This window comes from Bradyrhizobium sp. 190 (assembly GCF_023073415.1).
In the GTDB taxonomy this organism is placed as follows: Bacteria; Pseudomonadota; Alphaproteobacteria; order Rhizobiales; family Xanthobacteraceae; genus Bradyrhizobium.
In genome coordinates, this window is record NZ_JADPJL010000022.1 from 16,939 (window position 1) to 35,443 (window position 18,505).

The following is an 18,505-nucleotide window of genomic DNA, read 5'->3' on the forward strand; positions in this document are numbered from 1 at the left end:
GGGCAAAATGCCTCGCGAGACTTTTGAAGGAAATTCCTCACATGACGGTGATCGCTTCCGAGGCAGCCGGCGCCGAGATACCGCGGGAATATCCGCGCCGCGCCGCCGTCATCAGCTGGATATTCTTCGATTGGGCCGCGCAGCCTTATTTCACGCTGATCACCACCTTTGTATTCGCGCCCTATTTCGCGAGCTTCGTCGCGCCGGATCCGGCGCGGGGGCAGGCGCTGTGGGGATTTGCCACCGCCGCCGCCGGCCTCATGATCGCGCTGCTGTCGCCCGTGCTGGGCGCGATCGCCGACGCCAGCGGACGCCGCAAGCCGTGGATCGCCGGCTTCGGCTTGCTTTTGGTGATCGGTGCCTCGCTGATGTGGCTCGGAAAGCCCGGCGACCCGAGCGTCATTCCGCCGCTGTTGCTCGCCTATGCGATCGCAAGCGTCGGCGTCGAATTCGCCACCGTCTTCAACAACGCGATGATGCCGACGCTGGTGCCGCCGGATCGAATCGGGCGATTGTCCGGTACCGGATGGGCCACCGGCTATATCGGCGGCATCCTCAGCCTCATCCTGGTGCTCGGCTTTCTGGCGGCTAACCCCGACACCGGGCGTACGCTTTTCGGCCTGGCGCCGCTGTTCGGCCTCGATCCCGTGTCCCATCAGGGCGATCGCATCACCGGTCCTTTGACCGGCATCTGGTTCGTCATTTTCGTGCTGCCGATGTTTCTGCTGACGCCGGATTACCCGGCAAAGCGCCCGATCCGCGAGGCGTTGCGCGAAGGATTGAGCGGGCTGAAGCGGACGCTCGGCGAATTGCCGAAGCAGAAATCGCTGGCGACATTCCTGCTCGCCAACATGATCTATACCGACGGGCTGGTGTCGCTGTTTGCCTTTGGCGGCATCTACGCTGCCGGCACTTTCGGCTGGCACACGATCCAGATCGGCACGTTCGGAATCCTGCTGGCCATCGCCGGCACTTTTGGCGCGTGGCTTGGCGGCAAGCTTGACGACAGACTGGGACCGAAACGCGTCATCGCCGGCAGCTTGCTGATCCTGCTGCTTGCGCTCGGTGCGATCCTCCTGGTCGACAAGGATACGATTCTGTTCGTGAAGGTCGCCCCGCCGGCGCCGGGTGGCGCGCTGTTCTCCGGCGCCGCCGAGCGCGCCTATCTCGTACTCGGATGCCTGATTGGCGCGGCCGGCGGCCCGCTGCAGGCGGCGTCGCGCTCGCTCCTAACCCGTCTCGCGCCGAAGGATCGCATCGCGCAATATTTTGGATTGTTCGCACTGACCGGGAAGGTCACGTCGTTCATCGGCCCGCTGCTGATCGGCGTGATCACCACGGTTACCGCGAGCCAGAAGGCCGGCATGGCGCTGCTGGTGGTGTTTTTTGTTGCAGGGCTGGCGCTGCTGACGCAAGTGAGGGAGAATTCGTAGCCCGGATGGAGCGCAGCGAAATCCGGGGCCCGGTGTCCGCGGATGACATTCCCGGATTGCGCTGCACTCCATCCGGGCTACGCGTGCTGTCTCCAGGACGCTTGCGCGCCAAGCAAATCAGTCCACGGTCCGTAGGGTGGGCAAAGCGCAGCGTGCCCACCATCAAGCAGCGCGATCGGTGATGGATGGTGGGCACGGCGCTAACGGGCCTTTGCCCACCCTACGGAGCCGTCGTTCCGGCGGCTCAATGCCTGAAATGCCGCACGCCCGTGAACACCATGGCGATGCCGTGCTCGTCGGCGGCCTTGATCACTTCCTCGTCGCGCATGGAGCCGCCGGGTTGAATCACGGCGGTGGCGCCGGCTTCGATGCAGGCCAGCATGCCGTCGGCGAACGGGAAGAAGGCATCTGATGCAACGACCGAGCCCTTGGTCAGCGGTTCGGCCAGCTTCAGTTCGGCTGCCGCATCCAGCGCCTTGCGGGCCGCGATGCGTGCGGAATCGACCCGGCTCATCTGACCAGCCCCGATGCCGACGGTGGCGAGGTCCTTGGCGTAGATGATGGTGTTCGACTTGATGTGTTTGGCGACGCGAAAGGCGAATTTGAGGTCGCGCAGTTCGGCTTCCGACGGCGCACGCTTGGTCGCGACCTTCAGCTTCATGTCGTCGATCACGGCATTGTCGCGGGTCTGCACCAGAAGACCGCCGGCAACTGTCTTCGCCGTCAGGCCAACGGTGCGCGGGTCGGGCAATCCGCCGGCCAGCAACAGCCGAAGGTTTTTCTTGGCCGCAACGATCTTGATGGCTTCTTCGGTCGCGTCCGGCGCAATGATGACTTCGGTGAAGATTTCGGTGATGGCGCGGGCCGACTCCGCATCGAGTGTGCGGTTGAGCGCCACGATGCCGCCGAAGGCGGAGGTGGAGTCGCAAGCCAAAGCCCGGCGATAGGCGTTGATGAGGTCGGGCCCTTCGGCAACGCCGCAAGGGTTGGCGTGTTTGACGATGACGCAGGCGGCGGTGCGGGCGGGATCGAATTCGCCGATGCATTCATAGGCCGCATCGGTGTCGTTGATGTTGTTGTAGGAAAGTTCCTTGCCCTGCAACTGCCGCGCGGTGGAGACGCCGGGCCGCTTGTCGGGCGTTGCATAGAACGCCGCGGTCTGGTGCGGGTTCTCGCCATAGCGCAGGGACTGGATCAGGTGGCCGCCGAAGGCGCGGAAATCCGGCGCTTCGGTTTTGTTCTGGGCAGCGAACCAGTTCGAGATCGCGGCGTCATAGGCGGCCGTGCGCGCATAGGCCTTGGCGGCGAGGCGGCGGCGCAGCGACAGCGTCGTTGCGCCCTTGTTGGCGGCGAGTTCGTCGAGCACGGCCTGATAATCCTGCGCCTCCACGACGACAGCGACGTCGTCATGATTCTTCGCCGCCGCGCGGATCATCGCGGGACCGCCGATGTCGATGTTCTCGATGCAGTCCTCGTAACCCGCTCCTTTGTCGACGGTCGCCTCGAACGGGTAGAGGTTGACGACGAGCAGGTCGATCGGCGCGATGCCGTGCGCCTTCATGGCATCCGCATGTTCCTTGTTGTCGCGGATCGCGAGCAGTCCGCCATGCACCTTGGGGTGCAGCGTCTTGACCCGGCCATCCATCATTTCCGGAAAGCCGGTGAGCTCCGAGACGTCTTTCACCTGCAGTCCGGCCGCCGCAATCGCCTTCGCCGTGCCGCCGGTCGAGACCAGTTCAACGCCATGGCCCGCGAGCGCCTTGGCAAATTCGATCAGGCCGGTCTTGTCGGAAACGGATAATAGAGCGCGGGTTACGCGGCGGGTCGTATCGGTCATGGGCAAGGTCCTCTGTCAGGGGATGCTTATGCCCAGGCGCGCGGCGGTCACTCTCGCGCTTCCCGATGGTGCTCCATCCAAAGTCGCCAGTCGCGCGAGAGCGGGCTGGTTAGCAGCTTTTGGCGGGGTTCTCAATGGGGACAGATTGCCGTCTCTGTGCAAGACTTAGAGCGGCAATTCCGGCTCGCGCCGCGCATTGCGCCGGGCGTTGGTGCCGGCGGCCGTCGTCGCCGAGCGGACAAAGCTCCAGCGGACCGAGGAGGCGTGGCGGGAATCCTGGCGGATCACGATCTGGGTGGTGCGGCGGGGGCCGTCATTGCCGGCCAGAAACACGCTGTCCTCGAGGTCGACCTTGTCGTCGAGCGCCTCGAAGGTCCAGACGTCGCGGTTCGGCAATACCAGCATGACGCCGCGTGCGTCGCTGAGGCGGCTTGCCTTCACCGCGGGATGCAGATGAAACCGCAGGGCAAAATCGGTCTCGGCGCCCTTGATGCGCGCGCCCGGCGCCGGCGAGATGGTGTCCTCGCCGTCGAGCCTGCCGCCGTCTTGAGAGATCATCAACACCCGGCGGTGCACGACGCCGAATTTTGCAAGATACCCGTCATGGGACGTGGTCAGGAGATCGCCGTCGGCCACCGCCTCGCGGTAGCTTTCCACATTGGACGGGCCACTGACGACCGGTGCGCCCTGCAGCAGGCGTTTCATCGCCGACAGTTCGATGAACTGGCACGAGGACGTGTCGTGATAGGTCAGCGTCGAATGCGCCGCGGTGCTGCGCGCAAAGCTGCGCCAGTTGTCGCGGCCGGTCGAAGGCATGCCGCAATTGACGACGATCCGGCTCGCCCCGGACGACAATTCAAACGAGAGGCAGCCGGCGTGCGCTTCCTGGCTGACATTCGGCGGCGGCGGCGGGCCGCTGTCCATGATGACGGTCGTGGTGCCGGCATCGAGGCGCTGAAAGCCGGTATGCGGCATGTTCGCCATCGGTACGCCGTGGGTATCATCATAGGCGAGCAGGGTGGCCACCAGATCCGAGGGCGCGTTGCTCATGCCGTTGAACAGCGCGAAGCTGCCGTCGCCGTGCCGGAAGAAGCGCAGCATCGGCATCATGCGGTCGATCGCATTCAAAAGCGCCGGCGGCGGCGCGATGTTGCGGGCGGCAAAGGTCTGGCGCAGCGGCAGCAGGTCGCTGAGCAGTTCGACCAGCGCGCCGGGATTGCGTGAGATATGCCCGCCGTCGGGCATGATCTGCCGCTGCAATTCGTCGGAAAGCCGTCGCGTGGCGGAACGGATGTGCCGCGCCTGATTGGCCAGGCACAGCGAGGCGTAGCACAGCGCGATCAGGACCTGCAGCCGCGGCACGCCGTCGGCGATGTCAAGCATCGCGTAGCGCAAATAGCGAATCTCGCGGGTCAGCCCGCGCAGATATTTGCGATAGAATTTTCCGTCGGTGTCGCCGAGCACCAGCGGCGCCTGCGACAACAGCGAGATCACGCGGCGCGCCAGCACGTCGGGGCGGCGTTCGAGCGGCCGCTTGCGCCCCGGATTCGAGATCCAGTCGTCGACCAGCGAGCGGGCATTGGCGCGGGTCAGCGCGGTGTCGGCGGCGCGCAGGTGCCGCAACCAGCCGAAGCCGAGCAGGGCGACTTCCCAATCTTCCGACGGCGGCTCGAGATCGAAGATCGAGCGGCCATGACAGGTCACGATCTTGCCGGCGAACACGAAGCGGCCGGCGTAAATTTCGGCGGCGCGGGTGGCGTCGGCGGTGCGCAGATCGTGCGGCGCGATGATCAGCCGGTCGGCGCGGCCCGGCCACAGCCGCGACACCGCCACCGTCGCCCCGGTCGCACGCGCGATCACGGTCCGCGCCGAGCGGCTCATGATAAGCGTCGAGATGCGTCTGCGTTGAGCGACCGACACGCCGTGCCTTGCTTAGGGAGGGAGGGGTATTCTGGCGAATCCTTTTAATCCGGAAACGCCGGGATGACACCATCTTGAAAACCGGCGAATCACTCCAGAGTCGGCGAATTCCAGTTTAAAATCAGGATTTAACCAGCCGCGCGGCGTAAAATCCATCCAACCCGCCGAGCCGGGGGTCGGTATGGGGCAAATGGCAGGGCAGGGTCCGTAAATCGCCGTTTGCGGTCAGGATTTCGCTGAGGCCGGAGACCTCGCCGACCTCGATCGGGGCACGGCGCACGCCGGATTCGGCGGCTAGCAGTGATGCGACCGCCTGCTCACCTTCCTCCGGCTCCAGCGAACAGGTGCAATAGACCAGCGTTCCGCCCGGCTTGAGCAGCGCGACCGCCCGTTGCAGCAATCGTTTCTGCAACGCCGCCAGTGCGGCAATGTCAGCCTCCTGTCGCAGCCAGGCCACGTCGGGGTGACGGCGGATGGTGCCGGTGGAGGTGCAGGGCGCGTCCACCAGCACGCCGTCAAAGCCTCCATTTCCGTTACCGGGCCACTCGGCGGCATCGGTCACGACGTCCTCGGCTTGCAGTGAAAGCCGCGCCAGATTGTCGCGTAGCCGCGCCATGCGCGCCGGCGAGCGGTCCACCGCGGTCACGCGCGCGCCGGCTTGCGCCAGTTGTGCGGTTTTGCCGCCGGGCGCGGCGCAGAGGTCGACGATGGTCTTGCCGCCGACGTCGCCGAACAACCGCGCTGGCAGCGCGGCGGCGGCGTCCTGCACCCACCACTGCCCCTCGGTGAAGCCGGGCAGCATGGTCACCGAACCCTGCAGCAAGGTGCGCACGGTGCCGGTCGGCAAGGTTTCGCCGTGCAGGCGGCTCGCCCATTGCGCCGCGTCTGATTTCACGGTGATGTCGAGCGACGGTTCATAGCCGACGGCGAGCGCCATCTGCCGCGCCGTGGTGTCGCCATAGGCGCCGATCCAGCGCGCCAACAGCCACGGCGGAATATCCAGGTTCTGCGATTTGACTTCGTCGATCAGCGGTTGCCCCTCGCGGGCGCAGCGGCGCAGCACCGCGTTGACGAGGCCGGCATATTTCGCGGCGCGGCGGTCCGATTGCACCAGCCGCACCGAGAGATCGACGGCGGCATGATCGGGCACATCCATCCAGAGAATCTGTGCAGCACCGATCAGCAGCGCGCTTTGCGCGCGCGGCGCGTCCGTCGGGATGCCGCGATCGAGCAGGCGCGACAGCAAATGGCCCAGCGTGCCGAGCCGCCGCAGGATCGTCGCCACCAGCCGCCGCATCAGGGCGCGGTCGCGATCGGCTAGCGTCTTCAGGCCGGGATGCGCGCCGGCGCCATCGAGCTGATCGTCGAGGGTGCGATGCTTGTGCAGCACGCCGTCGAGAATATCGGCCGCGATCCGGCGTGCGGCGAGACCGGGCACTTCGGAAGGTACTGCGAATCGGGAAGGTGGCATGAAGCAGCAATGTCTCGGAAAGCGGAAAGGTTCTGGCTCATGCCATTGGAATGAAAGCCCGTTTGGCATGCGAATATGCCAAATGTAAGAATCGCCACAGACAATTTCACGAATGTGATGTCATCTGTGCGCCTATCCCTGTGCTATGGGAGAGTTGCGATGACCGACTATTTTTCATCCCCCGCGCCCGTCGCGGAACGCAAGAAGCTGCCGCCCGCCGCCGAGCGCGCGCTGGCCGAGGCCGAAGCACGCCGCAAGGCCGCCGAAGCCAGCGCCCCGCCGCATCAGAAGGAGTTTCACGGCCCGAAGGGTCTGGAACCGACCCGATATGGCGATTGGGAGCACAAGGGGATCGCGTCGGACTTTTGAGGTCCAAGGGATAGCAAGGGATAGCAATGGGCTCTTGCCGGATGCCCCGACTCAGCCCTTAGTCCGGGAATATGCCCCCATACGAGAGAATGAATGCATATCGGCCCCCGCGCCGGGGTCCCTGGCGCCGCTGGTTTTCGGCGGCGTTGCCGTGGATGTTCGTGGTTTGCGTGGCGGCGGGGACGATGCTGCCGGTGCGGGACTGGGTGCGCGGGCCTTGGTCGCATTCCCTAGACAGTCAGGCGGCGCGCGATGCCGAGACCATCTGGAAGCGGGCCGGAAATCCCGACACGCGTCACGCCGTCGACGTCATCCGCACGATTGATGGCGACACGTTCGAGGCGCGGGTTCACCTGGAGCCGGGTCTCGATCTCAGCACACGGGTGCGTCTGCGCGGCATCGACGCCCCTGAATTAAAGGCGTCCTGCCCGCAGGAACTGCAGATGGCCGAGACCGCTACGGGCGCGTTGCGCGCAATGCTCGGCGAAGGCGACGTCAGGATCTTCAATATCGCGCCTGATAAATACTCCGGCCGCGTCGTCGCTGATGTCACGACGCGGCGCACCGGAAATGTTTCGACGGCGATGCTCGCCGCGGGTCATGTCCGCAGCTACGGCGGCGGCCATCGCAACGGCTGGTGTGCGAACGCAGGACAAACGCCGCTCAAATGAAAGAGCCGCACAATCGCGCGGCTCTTGTATCAATCTGATCCGTGGATCAGCGCGTGACAGTCACGGTCGTTCCGACCGGTACGCGTTGATAGAGATCGGAGATGTCGTCGTTGAGCATGCGGATGCAACCGTAGGATACGAAGCCGCCGACCGAGCCTGGTACGTTGGTGCCGTGAATGGCGTACTCGCCGCCGGCCAGCGTCATTGCCGCGACGCCCATCGGGTTGCGTGGCGAGCCGCCGGGAATGACGTCGGGCATGCCAGGCTTGTCGCGCTTGACTTCGCTCGGCGGCGACCACGCCGGGTTGAGATACTTGCCGTCGATCTTTGTGGTGCCGGACCACTGCTTGCCGGCCTTGCCGACGCCAACCGGATAGCGCATGGCGCGGCCGGAATCGAGAATGAGATAAAGCCGCCGCTCATGGGTCTTCACCACGATCGTGCCCGGCGCGTAATCGCCGCTGATATCGACCATTTCCGGCCGCGCCTGCGCCTGTGACATCATAGTGATAGTGCCCGCAGCCAAGGTGGCGGCCAACGCCACCGCAATCTTCATCGACATGCCCAGCTCCACTTTGCCCGCCCCAATTGGGGGGCCCTCAAATGTCCTTTCAGGCCTCGACGGCCCGCAATCTCGTCCACGCGTTTAGTTTAGTCGCGCGAATTGACCGGCCGGTTTCTATGCCGGCCTTCGAGACTGTTTCGCTGGGCGGAACAAAGAAAATGTTCGAAATAAAGTAAATGATCTGAAAACAACACATGGCAGCGAAATGCCCGCCGAAGCGGGCTCGCCACTGACAACCGCGTGAGCAGGAAAGGACTGCCGGCCTCGCCCCAGGTCTCCAGGGGCGAGGCGTTTGCTCCGGCAGGGCCTTACGCCGGCGCGCCCTTCTTGTTCTGCCGGTTCTGCACGAGGTCTTCGACCACGGCGGGGTCGGCGAGCGTCGAGGTGTCGCCTAGGCTGGAGGGTTCGTCCTCGGCGATCTTGCGCAGGATGCGGCGCATGATCTTGCCGGAACGGGTTTTCGGCAGGCCCGGCGCGAACTGGATCTGGTCGGGGGAGGCGATCGGGCCGATGTCCTTGCGCACCCAGGCCACCAGCTCCTTGCGCAATTCCTCGCTCGGCTCGGTGCCGGCCATCAGGGTCACATAGGCGTAGATGCCCTGGCCCTTGATGTCGTGGGGATAGCCGACCACGGCCGCTTCCGACACTTTTGCATGTGCGACGAGCGAGCTCTCGACCTCGGCCGTGCCCATGCGGTGGCCGGAGACGTTGATGACGTCATCGACGCGGCCGGTGATCCAGTAATAGCCGTCGGCATCCCTGCGGCAGCCGTCGCCGGTGAAGTACTTGCCTTTGTAAGTCGAGAAATAGGTCTGCTCGAAACGGGCGTGATCGCCATAGACCGTGCGCATCTGCCCCGGCCAGGATTTCGCGATGCAGAGATTGCCGGTGCATTCGCCTTCCAGCACCTTGCCGTCGGCATCGACGATCTCGGGCACCACGCCGAAGAACGGCCGCGTCGCCGAACCCGGCTTGAGCTTGGTCGCGCCCGGCAGCGGCGTGATCAAAATGCCGCCGGTTTCGGTCTGCCACCAGGTATCGACGATCGGGCAGCGGCCGTCGCCGACCACGCGGTGATACCATTCCCAGGCTTCCGGATTGATCGGCTCGCCAACTGAACCCAGTAGGCGCAGGCTCTTGCGCGAGGTCTTCTGCACCGGGCCGTCGCCTGACTGCATCAGCGCGCGGATCGCGGTCGGCGCGGTGTAGAAGATGTTGACGTTGTGCTTGTCGATGACGTTCCAGAAGCGCGAATTATCCGGATAGTTCGGCACGCCTTCGAACATCAGCGTGGTCGCGCCGTTCGCAAGCGGTCCATAGAGAATGTAGCTGTGGCCGGTGACCCAGCCGACGTCGGCGGTGCACCAGTAGATATCGCCGTCGTGATAGTCGAACACGTGTTGATGCGTCATCGACGCGAACACGAGATAGCCGCCGGTGGTGTGCAGCACGCCCTTGGGCTGGCCGGTGGAGCCCGACGTATAGAGGATGAACAGCGGGTCTTCCGCATGCATATGCTCGACCGGGCATTCCGTCGTCACCATCGCGGCGGCTTCGTGGTACCAGAAATCGCGCGAAGGATTCATGTTGACGGCTGTACCCGTGCGCTTGACCACCACGACCCAATCGACGCCGCCGGCTTTCGCAATCGCGGCATCGACATTGGCCTTCAGCGGCACCTTCTTGCCGCCGCGCAGTCCCTCGTCGGCGGTGATGATGAACTTGGATTGGCAGTCGGTGATGCGCTGGGCAAGGCTGTCGGGCGAGAAGCCGGCGAACACCACCGAATGAATGGCGCCGATCCGCGCGCAGGCCAGCATCGCATAGGCGGCTTCCGGAATCATCGGCAGGTAGATCGTGACGCGGTCGCCCTTCTTGACGTTCCGGGTACGCAGGATGTTGGCCATCTTGCAGACTTCGTCGTGCAGCTGCCGGTAGGTGATGTGCTTGGACTGCGACGGGTCGTCGCCCTCCCAGATGATGGCCGTCTGGTTGCCGCGCTTGTCGAGATGGCGGTCGATGCAGTTCCAGGCGGCGTTCAGAACGCCATCCTCGAACCATTTGATCGAGATGTTGCCGGGGGCATAGGAGACGTTCTCGACCTTGTGGAACGGTTTGATCCAGTCGACGCGCCTGGCCTGTTCGGCCCAGAAGCCATTGGGATCACTGACCGAGCGGGCGTACATCTCGCGGTACTTGGCGTCATCGATAAAGGCGCGCTTGGCCCAATCTGCGGATACGTCGTAAATTTTCTCGGACATCTTGACCCTCCCACTCATTGCGGCGCCGCACACGCTGATGGCCGCAAGCCGTCCTGATTGTTGCAACGATTATGCGTCGCGGGACGATCCCCGGACAAGGCGCAAACGTCTGCGACCTTGGTCGCGCCGCCCGGCTTGCCGCTTGTCGCCGATCAAACCGCCGTCATTTTTCGGATCTTTTTCACGATCCGGCCGAGGCAAAAATCAACGTTATCGCCGAATGGCTCCCATGACGGGTATTTTACTACCGGCAATGACGGAATCGGGACTCGCAAAGCCGGCCGTTACGCCCTAAATGGCCTCCCCGGGGCCGGACGGCCCTCCGGAACCAAGCCACAACAACGGGCATTGCCGGCAGACAGGTGGAGCAAGGCGATAACGGTCATGATGGATCAGCAGAGTTTCGAGGCTACGCGGCCCGTTTCCGCCGATCCTGCCGTTGCATTGGCCGAAGCGCTCGGGCAACTGCCCAAGCCGACGCTGAAAGCGCCCGCGGCAAAGCCGCACATCGTTGTCAAAACCTCCGTCGCAGATCTGGCCGAGGAACTTGGCCTCAAGCTCGGTGACCAGAACGGGCTGACCATCCGCCGCGTCAAGCGCGGCAAGGGCTATTCATTCCATCGCGCCAACGGCACCCAGATCCGTCACGCCGGTACCATCCGCCGCCTGCACTCCATGGCGGTGCCGCCGGCCTATCGCGACGTGCGCTATTCGGCCGATCCGAGTTCGCATCTGCAGGCCGTCGGCATCGATGCGGCCGGGCGGCTGCAGTACCGCTACCATGTCGATTGGGAAAAGGTCCGCGAACAGCGCAAGGCGCATCGCCTGGCGCGGCTGGTGGCGGCGTTGCCGAAAATCCGTCGCAAGGTCTCGGCCTATCTGTCCGGCGACGAGCCGACGCGCGAGTTCACGCTCTCGGCGGTAATCGAACTGATCGCCCGTACCGCGATCCGCCCGGGCAACGAATCATATGCCCGCCTCAACGGCACCCGCGGCGCCACCACGATGTTGAAGTCCAACGTCACGCTGGAAGACGACTGCTTCGTCCTGACCTTCAAGGCCAAGGGCGGCAAGGCCGTGCGCAAGGAATGCGACGCCGCCAAGCTGGTGCGCGCCATCGGCATCCTGCGCACCGTGCCGGGCAAGCGCATGTTCCAGTATCGCGACAATTCCGGCAACGTTCGCACGGTCTCGACCACGACCGTGAATGCGTTCCTGCGCGAGATCGCCGGCATCAAGATTTCGCTGAAGGATTTCCGCACCCTGATGGCGTCAGCCGTGGTGCTGGAATCGCTGTCGCGGATTACGCCGGCAGCAAGCGAGCGCGGCCGCAAGAGGCAGGTGCTGGATGCGGTGCGCGCCGCAGCGGATGAGCTGTCGAATACGCCTGCGATCTGCCGCAAGAGCTACGTCCACGACACCATCGTCACGGCGTTCGAAGACGGCATCCTCGAGCGTTTTGCCGCGACGATGAAGGGTTATCGTACGCAAGCCAAGCGCGAGGCGCTGCTGGCGCAGGTGGTGACGGCAGCGGCGGCGTAACACCGAAGCCGTAGGGTGGGCAAAGCGCAGCGTGCCCACCATTCAATATCCCGATGTCGATAGATGGTGGGCACGGCGCAAGTGCGCCTTTGCCCACCCTACGCGGTGTGGCTAGCTACATCCCGCCCATCTTGCAGACCATCTTCCACTCTTCCGCCGTCACGGGCTGAACCGACAACCGCGAATACTTCACCAGCGCCATGGCGGCGAGTTTCTTGTCGGCCTTGATCGCGGCCATCGTCACCGGCGTCTTCAACGGCTTATCCGCCTTGATGTCGACGCAGACGAATTTGCCGGTTTTGTCGGAAGGATCGGGATAGGCTTCCTTGATGATTTCGGCGATGCCGACGATCTCCTTGCCCTCGTTGGAATGATAGAAGAAGGCCTTGTCACCCTTCTTCATGGCGACGAGATTCTGCCGCGCGGTGAAGTTGCGCACGCCAGTCCAGGCTTCGCCCTTTGCCCCCTTTGCAACCTGCTGGTCCCACGACCAGGTTGAGGGTTCGGATTTCACCAGCCAGTAATTCATGACGTCCACTCTCTGCTCGTCATGGCCGGGCTTGACCCGGCCATCCACGTCTTCCTTCAGTGCCATTATCCAAGACGTGGATGCCCGCGACAAGCGCGGGCATGACGAGGAACGATCATTCCTCCGCCTTGAACGGCCGCGTCAGCAGGCCTTCGATCGCCGCGTCGATCGTTACCTTGCCGTCCAGGATCGCTGCGACCGCATTTGATACCGGCATATCGACGTTCTGCGAAGCCGCCAGTTCGATCAGGACCGGCGCCGTGAACTCGCCTTCGGCGAGCTTGTCGCGGTTCGGCGCTTCGCCGCGGCCGAGCGCGATGCCGAACGCAAAGTTGCGGGATTGAAGGCTTGAGCAGCTCAGGATCAGGTCGCCGAGGCCGGAAAGGCCCGCCAGCGTTTCGCTGCGCGCGCCGCAGGCGCGGCCGAGCCGGGCGAGTTCGCTGAAACCTCGCGTCGTGAGCGCCGCCAGCGCCGAGGCGCCGAGTTGCCGGCCGACGACGATTCCGGCGGCGATCGCCAGCACGTTCTTGGCCGCGCCGCCGATCTCGACGCCGCGGACATCCGTGGTGTGATAGGGCCGGAAGGTTGACGAGCCCAGTGCCTGCACCAGATCGCTCGCCAGCCTTTCATCCCTTGCGGCAAGCGTCACGGCGGTTGGAAGGCCTCGCGCCACGTCGTCGGCGAAATTCGGTCCCGACAGGATCGCAGGGATTGCAGCCGGTATGGTCTCAGTAATGACTTCGGTCATGAACCGATGGGTGCCGCGCTCGATGCCCTTGGCACAGGCGACAACTGACGTCGCAGGCTTCAGGTGCGGCGCAAGCGTCGTTGCGGCTTCGCGCAAGTTTTGCGCAGGCGTGGCAAGCAGGATGAGGTCCGCGCGCGCCGCTGCAACGATGTCGGCCGTGATGCCGATACCTCTGTCGAGGCTCACACCGGGCAGCTTTGGATTCTTTCGTGTCGCTTTCATTTGCGCAGCGCTTTCGGCGTTTCGCGCATACAGCATGACTTCACGGCCGGCGCGCAGCGCGGCGCATGCGAGCGCGGTGCCATATGCGCCACCGCCGATCACTGTGACCGAATTAAAGGATGCCATATCAAAATCCTGCGCGCGTTTTGGCGTAGCCGGCCGGCGCTGTCGCGTTGGCGTCGAGCAGCCAGCGGGCGCGGGGCGGCGCATCCATCGTGTCTGTCAGTCCGAGCGCCATCCGTTCCGCGCCGGCCCAGGCGATCATGGCGCCATTATCCGTGCACAGCGCGGGCGGCGGAATGATCAGCGTGGTCTGCGCTTTCGCGGCAACGTCCTGCAACGCGCCGCGGATGGCGTGATTGGCGGCGACGCCGCCGGCGGCGACCAGCGCGCGCGGCGGGCCGAACTGCTCGTGAAACAGGCGCAGGCCAACGCTCAGCCGGTCCGCCGTCGATTCCAGCACCGCGGCCTGAAAACTGGCGCAGAGATCGCTGACGTCCTGCGGTTCCAGCGGCATCAGGCGGCTGGCTTCGTTGCGAACCGCCGTCTTCAATCCCGACAGCGAGAAATTCGCATCGGGTCGTCCGAGCATCGGTCGCGGGAAGGCGAACCGTTTGGCGTCGCCGCTCCCTGCAGCGCGCTCGACCTCCGGCCCGCCGGGATAGGGCAGCGACAGCATCTTTGCGACCTTGTCGAAGGCCTCGCCCATCGCGTCGTCGACGGTGGTGCCGAGCCGCACATATTTGCCGACGCCGACCACGGCGACGATCTGGGTGTGTCCGCCGGACGCAAGAAACAGGCAATAGGGAAAGGCGAGCGCGCAAGTGAGCCGCGGCGTCAGCGCGTGGGCTTCGAGATGATTGACCGCAATCAGCGGCGTATCGTGCACCATGGCAATCGCCTTCGCCGTGGTGAGGCCGACGATCACGCCGCCGATCAGGCCGGGTCCGGCGGCGGCGGCCACCGCCGACAATTGCGCAAAGCCCATGTTCGCGTCCTTCATCGCTTGTCCGACGATTCCATCGAGCAGGTCGACATGGGCCCGCGCCGCGATCTCCGGCACCACGCCGCCGAAGCGGGCGTGCTCTGTGGTCTGGGAGCGCACGATATTGGACAGAATCTTGCCGCTGCCGTCGCTCTGGCGTTCCACCACGGCGGCCGCGGTTTCATCGCAGGTGGTTTCGATACCCAGCACCAGCATCGGCGTGTCGTTGTCCAATTTGAGCCCTTATTTCAACCCTTGCGCTATCCACAAAAACAACGCTTCCGTAACCGGGTAGCATTACGAGGTGACGGCGTGCAATCGCTTGAGTGTGCCGAAATCGTTTTCGCGGAGATCTGAAATATGGCCGTTCTCGTCACGCGACCAAGCCCGGATGATGAGACGACGGCCAAGGCGCTTCGCGCGCGCGGGTTCGATGTCCTGCGCGCGCCGATGCTGCGGTTCGAGCCGGTGCCGTTCCAGGACGATGCGGACGCGACCTACGGCGCGGTCATCGTCACCAGCGCCAACGCACTGCGTGCCATCACGTCACATTTGGCCGACAGCCGGCTCCTCAAACTGCCGCTGTTCGCGGTCGGAGAAAACACCGCGGGCGCGGCGCGCGACGCCGGGTTTGGCGAGGTGATCGCGTCAAGGGGCGACGCCGGCACGTTGCGCGATCTGGTGCTGGCGCGTGCGAAGTCGAAGCAACTGAAGAAAGCGAGCCCGATCCTTTACCTTGCAGGCGCCGATCTCGCGCGCGACCTGGCGAGCGAACTCGGCGAGCACGGCTTTACGGTGGTGACGCAGACCACCTACCGGATGGTACCCGCGCCCAGCCTGCCGCGGGAAATATGTGACGCTTTCGTGGCGCATGAGGTCGAGGCGGTGCTGCATTTTTCACGGCGCAGCGCGCGCGCATTCCTGGAGGCGGCGCGCTCCGGGGGCGTCGAAATCTCAGCATTGGCGCTGCCGCAATGCTGCATTTCGCCGGCCGTCGCCGCGGTGTTGCGGGACGCCGGCGCGACCCAGGTCACGGCGGCGGCTTCTCCGGATGAAAATGCCCTGTTCGAGGCGCTGGGCCGGGCGTTGCAGCCGCGATTGAGCTCTAATCTTTAAGTCTGACCATGGTCTTATCGGAAAACCGGTGCCGCCACTGCCGGATCATGCTCTAAGACGTCCCGATTCTGCTAAGTTCCGGCAACCTAACCACCAGAGGGAACCGCTGTGATGGTCGATGACAGGCCCGAAGACACTGGATCGCTGCCCGATTCGGGCCGGCCGAAGCGCGAGCCGCCGACCATCGAGCTCGAGGCGACCGAAGTGTCGAGCGAGACCAAGAGTTCTGGCGAAGCGCCGCCTGAACCCGAGCCCGCGGCTGAGCCAGCGCCCGGGGTCGCCGCGGCTTCAACGGCAGAACCTCCGGTTGCGGAGCCGCCATCCCGACCGGTTTCTCCCTGGATCGTTGCGCCGGTGTCCGGCGCCGCCGCCGCGGCGCTGGTGATTGGCGTCGGCTGGATGCTGGGTTGGCCTGCGATCCAGCCCGCGTCAGCGCCGTCGGCAGCGCAGATCAACACGGCCGCCATCGACGGTCTGACCACGCGCATCGCGGGCCTGGAGTCGAAAGCAGGCAAGCCCGTACCCGATCCCGCCGCTGCCGCGCGCGCCGAGGCCCTGGAAAAAACAGTCGCGGCGCTGCGCACTGAACTCGCCGCGACGCGCGCACAAGGCGAGAAGCTCGCGTCCGCCGTCAACGATGTGAAATCAGGGCCGCGCGGTGACGGCGCCGCGCCTGTCGATCTCTCCGGGATCGATGAACGCATCGCGAAGATCGAAAGCCTGGTGCGGACGCAGGGCGCCGAGATCGCGCAGCAAGGCAGCAAGCTTGCCGACACGAAGGTCGACGCCAAACCTACCGACGATATGGCGCTGCGCCGCCTGGTGGCGGGAGCGCTGCTCGATGTGCTGGTCCGGATCGGCGATCCTTATCCGGCTGCGCTCGCCGCGACCAAAGCGCTGGCGCCCAATCCGGATGTCCTCAAGCCGCTCGAACAATTCGCCGAGAAGGGCGTGCCGAACGCCGGCAAGCTGAGCACGGAACTGTTGACGTTGGTGCCAAAACTGTTGCCGGCCGCCCAGCAGAGCACCGCCACGACCGGCACGGGCATCGTCGAGCGTCTGCAGGCCGGCGCCGCCAAACTGGTCAAGATCGAACGCACCGATACCGTCGGCAATGATCGCGGCGCCGTGGTGGCGCGGATCACCGCAGCGGCGCTGCGAAATGACGCCAACGAGGCGCGGCGGGAACTGAAGACGCTGGAGCCGGACGATCGCGCCGCGGCGCAGTCCTGGCTTGAACGGGCCGATGCGCGCGACGCAGCGCTGGCCGCATCCCGTCAATTTGCGGCAGACTCCATGGCTGCGCTCGCCAAACCGGCGCAATAAGGATTTCGATGATCCGGATCATTCTGTTTCTGTTGTTGATCGCGCTGGGAGCGGCCGGCGCGGCCTGGATTGCCGAGCAGACCGGCGATGTCGTGCTGTCATGGGGCGGTTATCGCGTTCAGACCACGCTGTCGGTCTTCGTGCTGGCGCTGGGCATTGTCGTCGTTGCGGCGATGATGGCGTGGGCGATCCTGCGTGGCGTGTGGCGCACGCCGGCGCGTATGCGGCACAGCCGGCGCGAACGGCGTCAGGCCCGCGGCCGGCATGCGATCACGCAAGGACTGCTCGCGATCGGCCATGGCGATTCCACGGCGGCCCGCGTCCATGCCGAGACGGCGCGAAAACATGCGGCGCACGATCCGTTGGCGCTGCTGCTGCATGCGCAGTCGGCGCAGCTCGACGGCGACCGCGAAGGCGCGCAGCGCGCCTTCCGCGCCATGGCCGAACGCGAGGACACGCGGCTGCTGGGCCTGCGCGGCCTGTTCATCGAGGCGCAGCGCGCCGACGATCCGGTTGCGGCCGTGATGGTCGCGGAGGAAGCGCTGAAACTGTCGCCGTCCTCGTCATGGGCATCGCATGCGGTGCTCGGCTTCTGCTGCGCCAAGGGCGACTGGGCCGGTGCGCTGAAGATCCTCGACAACAATCAATCGGCCGGGCTGATCGACAAGGCGACCTATCGCCGGCAACGCGGCGTGCTGCTGACGGCACGGGCGCTGGAACTCGAGAAGGTCGATCGCGATCTGGCGCGCGACAGCGTGATGGAAGCGGTCAAGCTGGCGCCGACGCTGGTGCCGGCCGCGGTGCTCGCGAGCAAGTTCGAGAGCGAAGCGCATCAGGTGCGGCGTTCGATGCGCCTCGTCGAGACCGCGTGGCTGGCGCAGCCGCATCCCGATCTTGCGGATGCCTATGCGCATGTGAAGCTCGGCGATTCCGCGCGCCAGCGGCTGGTGCGGGTCGAGACGCTCGCGGCGAAGATGCCGGGCCACATCGAGGGCGCGCTGGCAATTGCCCGCGCCGCGATCGACGCGTCCGAGTTTACGAAAGCACGCGAGGCGCTGGCGCCGTTCATCGCCGCTCCTACGCAACGCGTCGCGCTCTTGATGGCGGAGATCGAGCGCACCGAACATGGCGACAGCGGCCGGGCGCGGGCCTGGACCTTGCGCGCCGTGCGTGCGCTGCACGATCCGGCCTGGACTGCGGACGGCTATGTCAGTGATCGCTGGCGGCCGGTCTCCCCCGTCACCGGCAGGCTCGATGCCTTTCAGTGGCAGACGCCGGTCGCCGCACTTCCGTCCGACAAGGGGGCCGCGATCGAATCCTCAGCCTTCGAGGAAGCCATGCTGGCGACCCCGCGCCGGGCCGTCGTGCTCGAGCCGCCAAAGGACGTGAGCGAATCGACCGCCGAGCCCATCGTATCAGTCGCGCCGGTGCCGCCCGCCGAGCAGGACAATGCGCCGCCGCCGGCTGCTGCGTCTGAGGTTGCCCCCGCCGAGGCAGCGCCCCCCGAGCC

At 65.3% G+C, this 18,505-nt stretch carries 15 protein-coding genes and 1 riboswitch; of the genes, 7 read left to right on the top strand and 8 right to left on the bottom strand.

The annotated features are described in order from the left end of the window. Positions 1–41 precede the first annotated feature (41 nt). Positions 42–1,433, top strand: a complete 1,392-nt coding sequence (locus tag IVB22_RS14900; RefSeq protein WP_247518085.1) for an MFS transporter — start codon at positions 42–44, stop codon at positions 1,431–1,433. A gap of 244 nt (positions 1,434–1,677) precedes the next feature. Here the strand turns inward: IVB22_RS14900 and purH are convergent, their stop codons facing one another. The 3 genes from purH to IVB22_RS14915 form a co-directional block, all read right to left on the bottom strand. Further along, positions 1,678–3,270: a bifunctional phosphoribosylaminoimidazolecarboxamide formyltransferase/IMP cyclohydrolase gene (gene purH / locus IVB22_RS14905; protein ID WP_247518086.1), complete on the bottom strand. Its 1,593-nt coding sequence runs from the start codon at positions 3,268–3,270 to the stop codon at positions 1,678–1,680. A gap of 23 nt (positions 3,271–3,293) precedes the next feature. After that, a riboswitch (ZMP/ZTP riboswitch) is annotated at positions 3,294–3,374 on the bottom strand. Positions 3,375–3,435: 61 nt separating this feature from the next. After that, positions 3,436–5,151: a heparinase II/III family protein gene (locus tag IVB22_RS14910; protein ID WP_247518087.1), complete on the bottom strand. Its 1,716-nt coding sequence runs from the start codon at positions 5,149–5,151 to the stop codon at positions 3,436–3,438. Positions 5,152–5,311: 160 nt separating this feature from the next. Continuing rightward, positions 5,312–6,661 (bottom strand): RsmB/NOP family class I SAM-dependent RNA methyltransferase, encoded by a 1,350-nt coding sequence (locus tag IVB22_RS14915; RefSeq protein WP_247518088.1) that lies wholly within the window; start codon positions 6,659–6,661, stop codon positions 5,312–5,314. 159 nt (positions 6,662–6,820) lie between these two features. Between IVB22_RS14915 and IVB22_RS14920 the strand changes: the two genes are divergently transcribed. Both IVB22_RS14920 and IVB22_RS14925 read left to right on the top strand, forming a co-directional pair. Beyond that, complete coding sequence (locus IVB22_RS14920; protein WP_247518089.1) at positions 6,821–7,030, top strand: DUF1674 domain-containing protein; 210 nt, start codon at positions 6,821–6,823, stop codon at positions 7,028–7,030. A 71-nt stretch (positions 7,031–7,101) separates the two neighbouring features. Then, a complete protein-coding gene (locus IVB22_RS14925; protein ID WP_374207532.1) occupies positions 7,102–7,701 on the top strand; it encodes a thermonuclease family protein in 600 nt (199 codons plus the stop codon). 46 nt (positions 7,702–7,747) lie between these two features. Here IVB22_RS14925 and IVB22_RS14930 read toward each other — a convergent pair whose 3' ends face one another. Both IVB22_RS14930 and acs read right to left on the bottom strand, forming a co-directional pair. Continuing rightward, positions 7,748–8,263: a L,D-transpeptidase gene (locus IVB22_RS14930; protein WP_247518091.1), complete on the bottom strand. Its 516-nt coding sequence runs from the start codon at positions 8,261–8,263 to the stop codon at positions 7,748–7,750. A 311-nt stretch (positions 8,264–8,574) separates the two neighbouring features. Then, complete coding sequence (acs, locus tag IVB22_RS14935) at positions 8,575–10,527, bottom strand: acetate--CoA ligase (RefSeq protein ID WP_247518092.1); 1,953 nt, start codon at positions 10,525–10,527, stop codon at positions 8,575–8,577. A 384-nt stretch (positions 10,528–10,911) separates the two neighbouring features. Between acs and IVB22_RS14940 the strand changes: the two genes are divergently transcribed. Then, positions 10,912–12,069 carry a DNA topoisomerase IB gene (locus tag IVB22_RS14940; protein WP_247518093.1) on the top strand — a complete coding sequence of 386 codons (1,158 nt, stop codon included), beginning with the start codon at positions 10,912–10,914 and terminating at the stop codon, positions 12,067–12,069. Between the two features lie 115 nt (positions 12,070–12,184). Here the strand turns inward: IVB22_RS14940 and IVB22_RS14945 are convergent, their stop codons facing one another. The 3 genes from IVB22_RS14945 to tsaD form a co-directional block, all read right to left on the bottom strand. After that, positions 12,185–12,598 (bottom strand): EVE domain-containing protein, encoded by a 414-nt coding sequence (locus tag IVB22_RS14945; RefSeq protein WP_247518099.1) that lies wholly within the window; start codon positions 12,596–12,598, stop codon positions 12,185–12,187. 115 nt (positions 12,599–12,713) lie between these two features. Then, positions 12,714–13,694, bottom strand: coding sequence for an NAD(P)H-dependent glycerol-3-phosphate dehydrogenase (locus IVB22_RS14950; RefSeq protein WP_247518094.1), 981 nt, complete (start codon positions 13,692–13,694; stop codon positions 12,714–12,716). Position 13,695: 1 nt separating this feature from the next. Further along, the gene (tsaD, locus tag IVB22_RS14955; RefSeq protein WP_247518100.1) at positions 13,696–14,769 is read right to left on the bottom strand and encodes a tRNA (adenosine(37)-N6)-threonylcarbamoyltransferase complex transferase subunit TsaD; all 1,074 of its coding nucleotides are present in this window, start codon (positions 14,767–14,769) and stop codon (positions 13,696–13,698) included. A 144-nt stretch (positions 14,770–14,913) separates the two neighbouring features. On the opposite strand from tsaD, the gene IVB22_RS14960 reads away from it, so the two are divergent. From IVB22_RS14960 to IVB22_RS14970, 3 genes are all read left to right on the top strand, one after another. Then, positions 14,914–15,669 carry a uroporphyrinogen-III synthase gene (locus tag IVB22_RS14960; RefSeq protein WP_247518095.1) on the top strand — a complete coding sequence of 252 codons (756 nt, stop codon included), beginning with the start codon at positions 14,914–14,916 and terminating at the stop codon, positions 15,667–15,669. A 111-nt stretch (positions 15,670–15,780) separates the two neighbouring features. Continuing rightward, positions 15,781–16,995 (top strand): COG4223 family protein, encoded by a 1,215-nt coding sequence (locus IVB22_RS14965; protein ID WP_247518096.1) that lies wholly within the window; start codon positions 15,781–15,783, stop codon positions 16,993–16,995. Between the two features lie 8 nt (positions 16,996–17,003). Then, a partial coding sequence (locus IVB22_RS14970) for a heme biosynthesis protein HemY (protein WP_247518097.1) occupies positions 17,004–18,505 on the top strand: 1,502 nt, incomplete at its 3' end.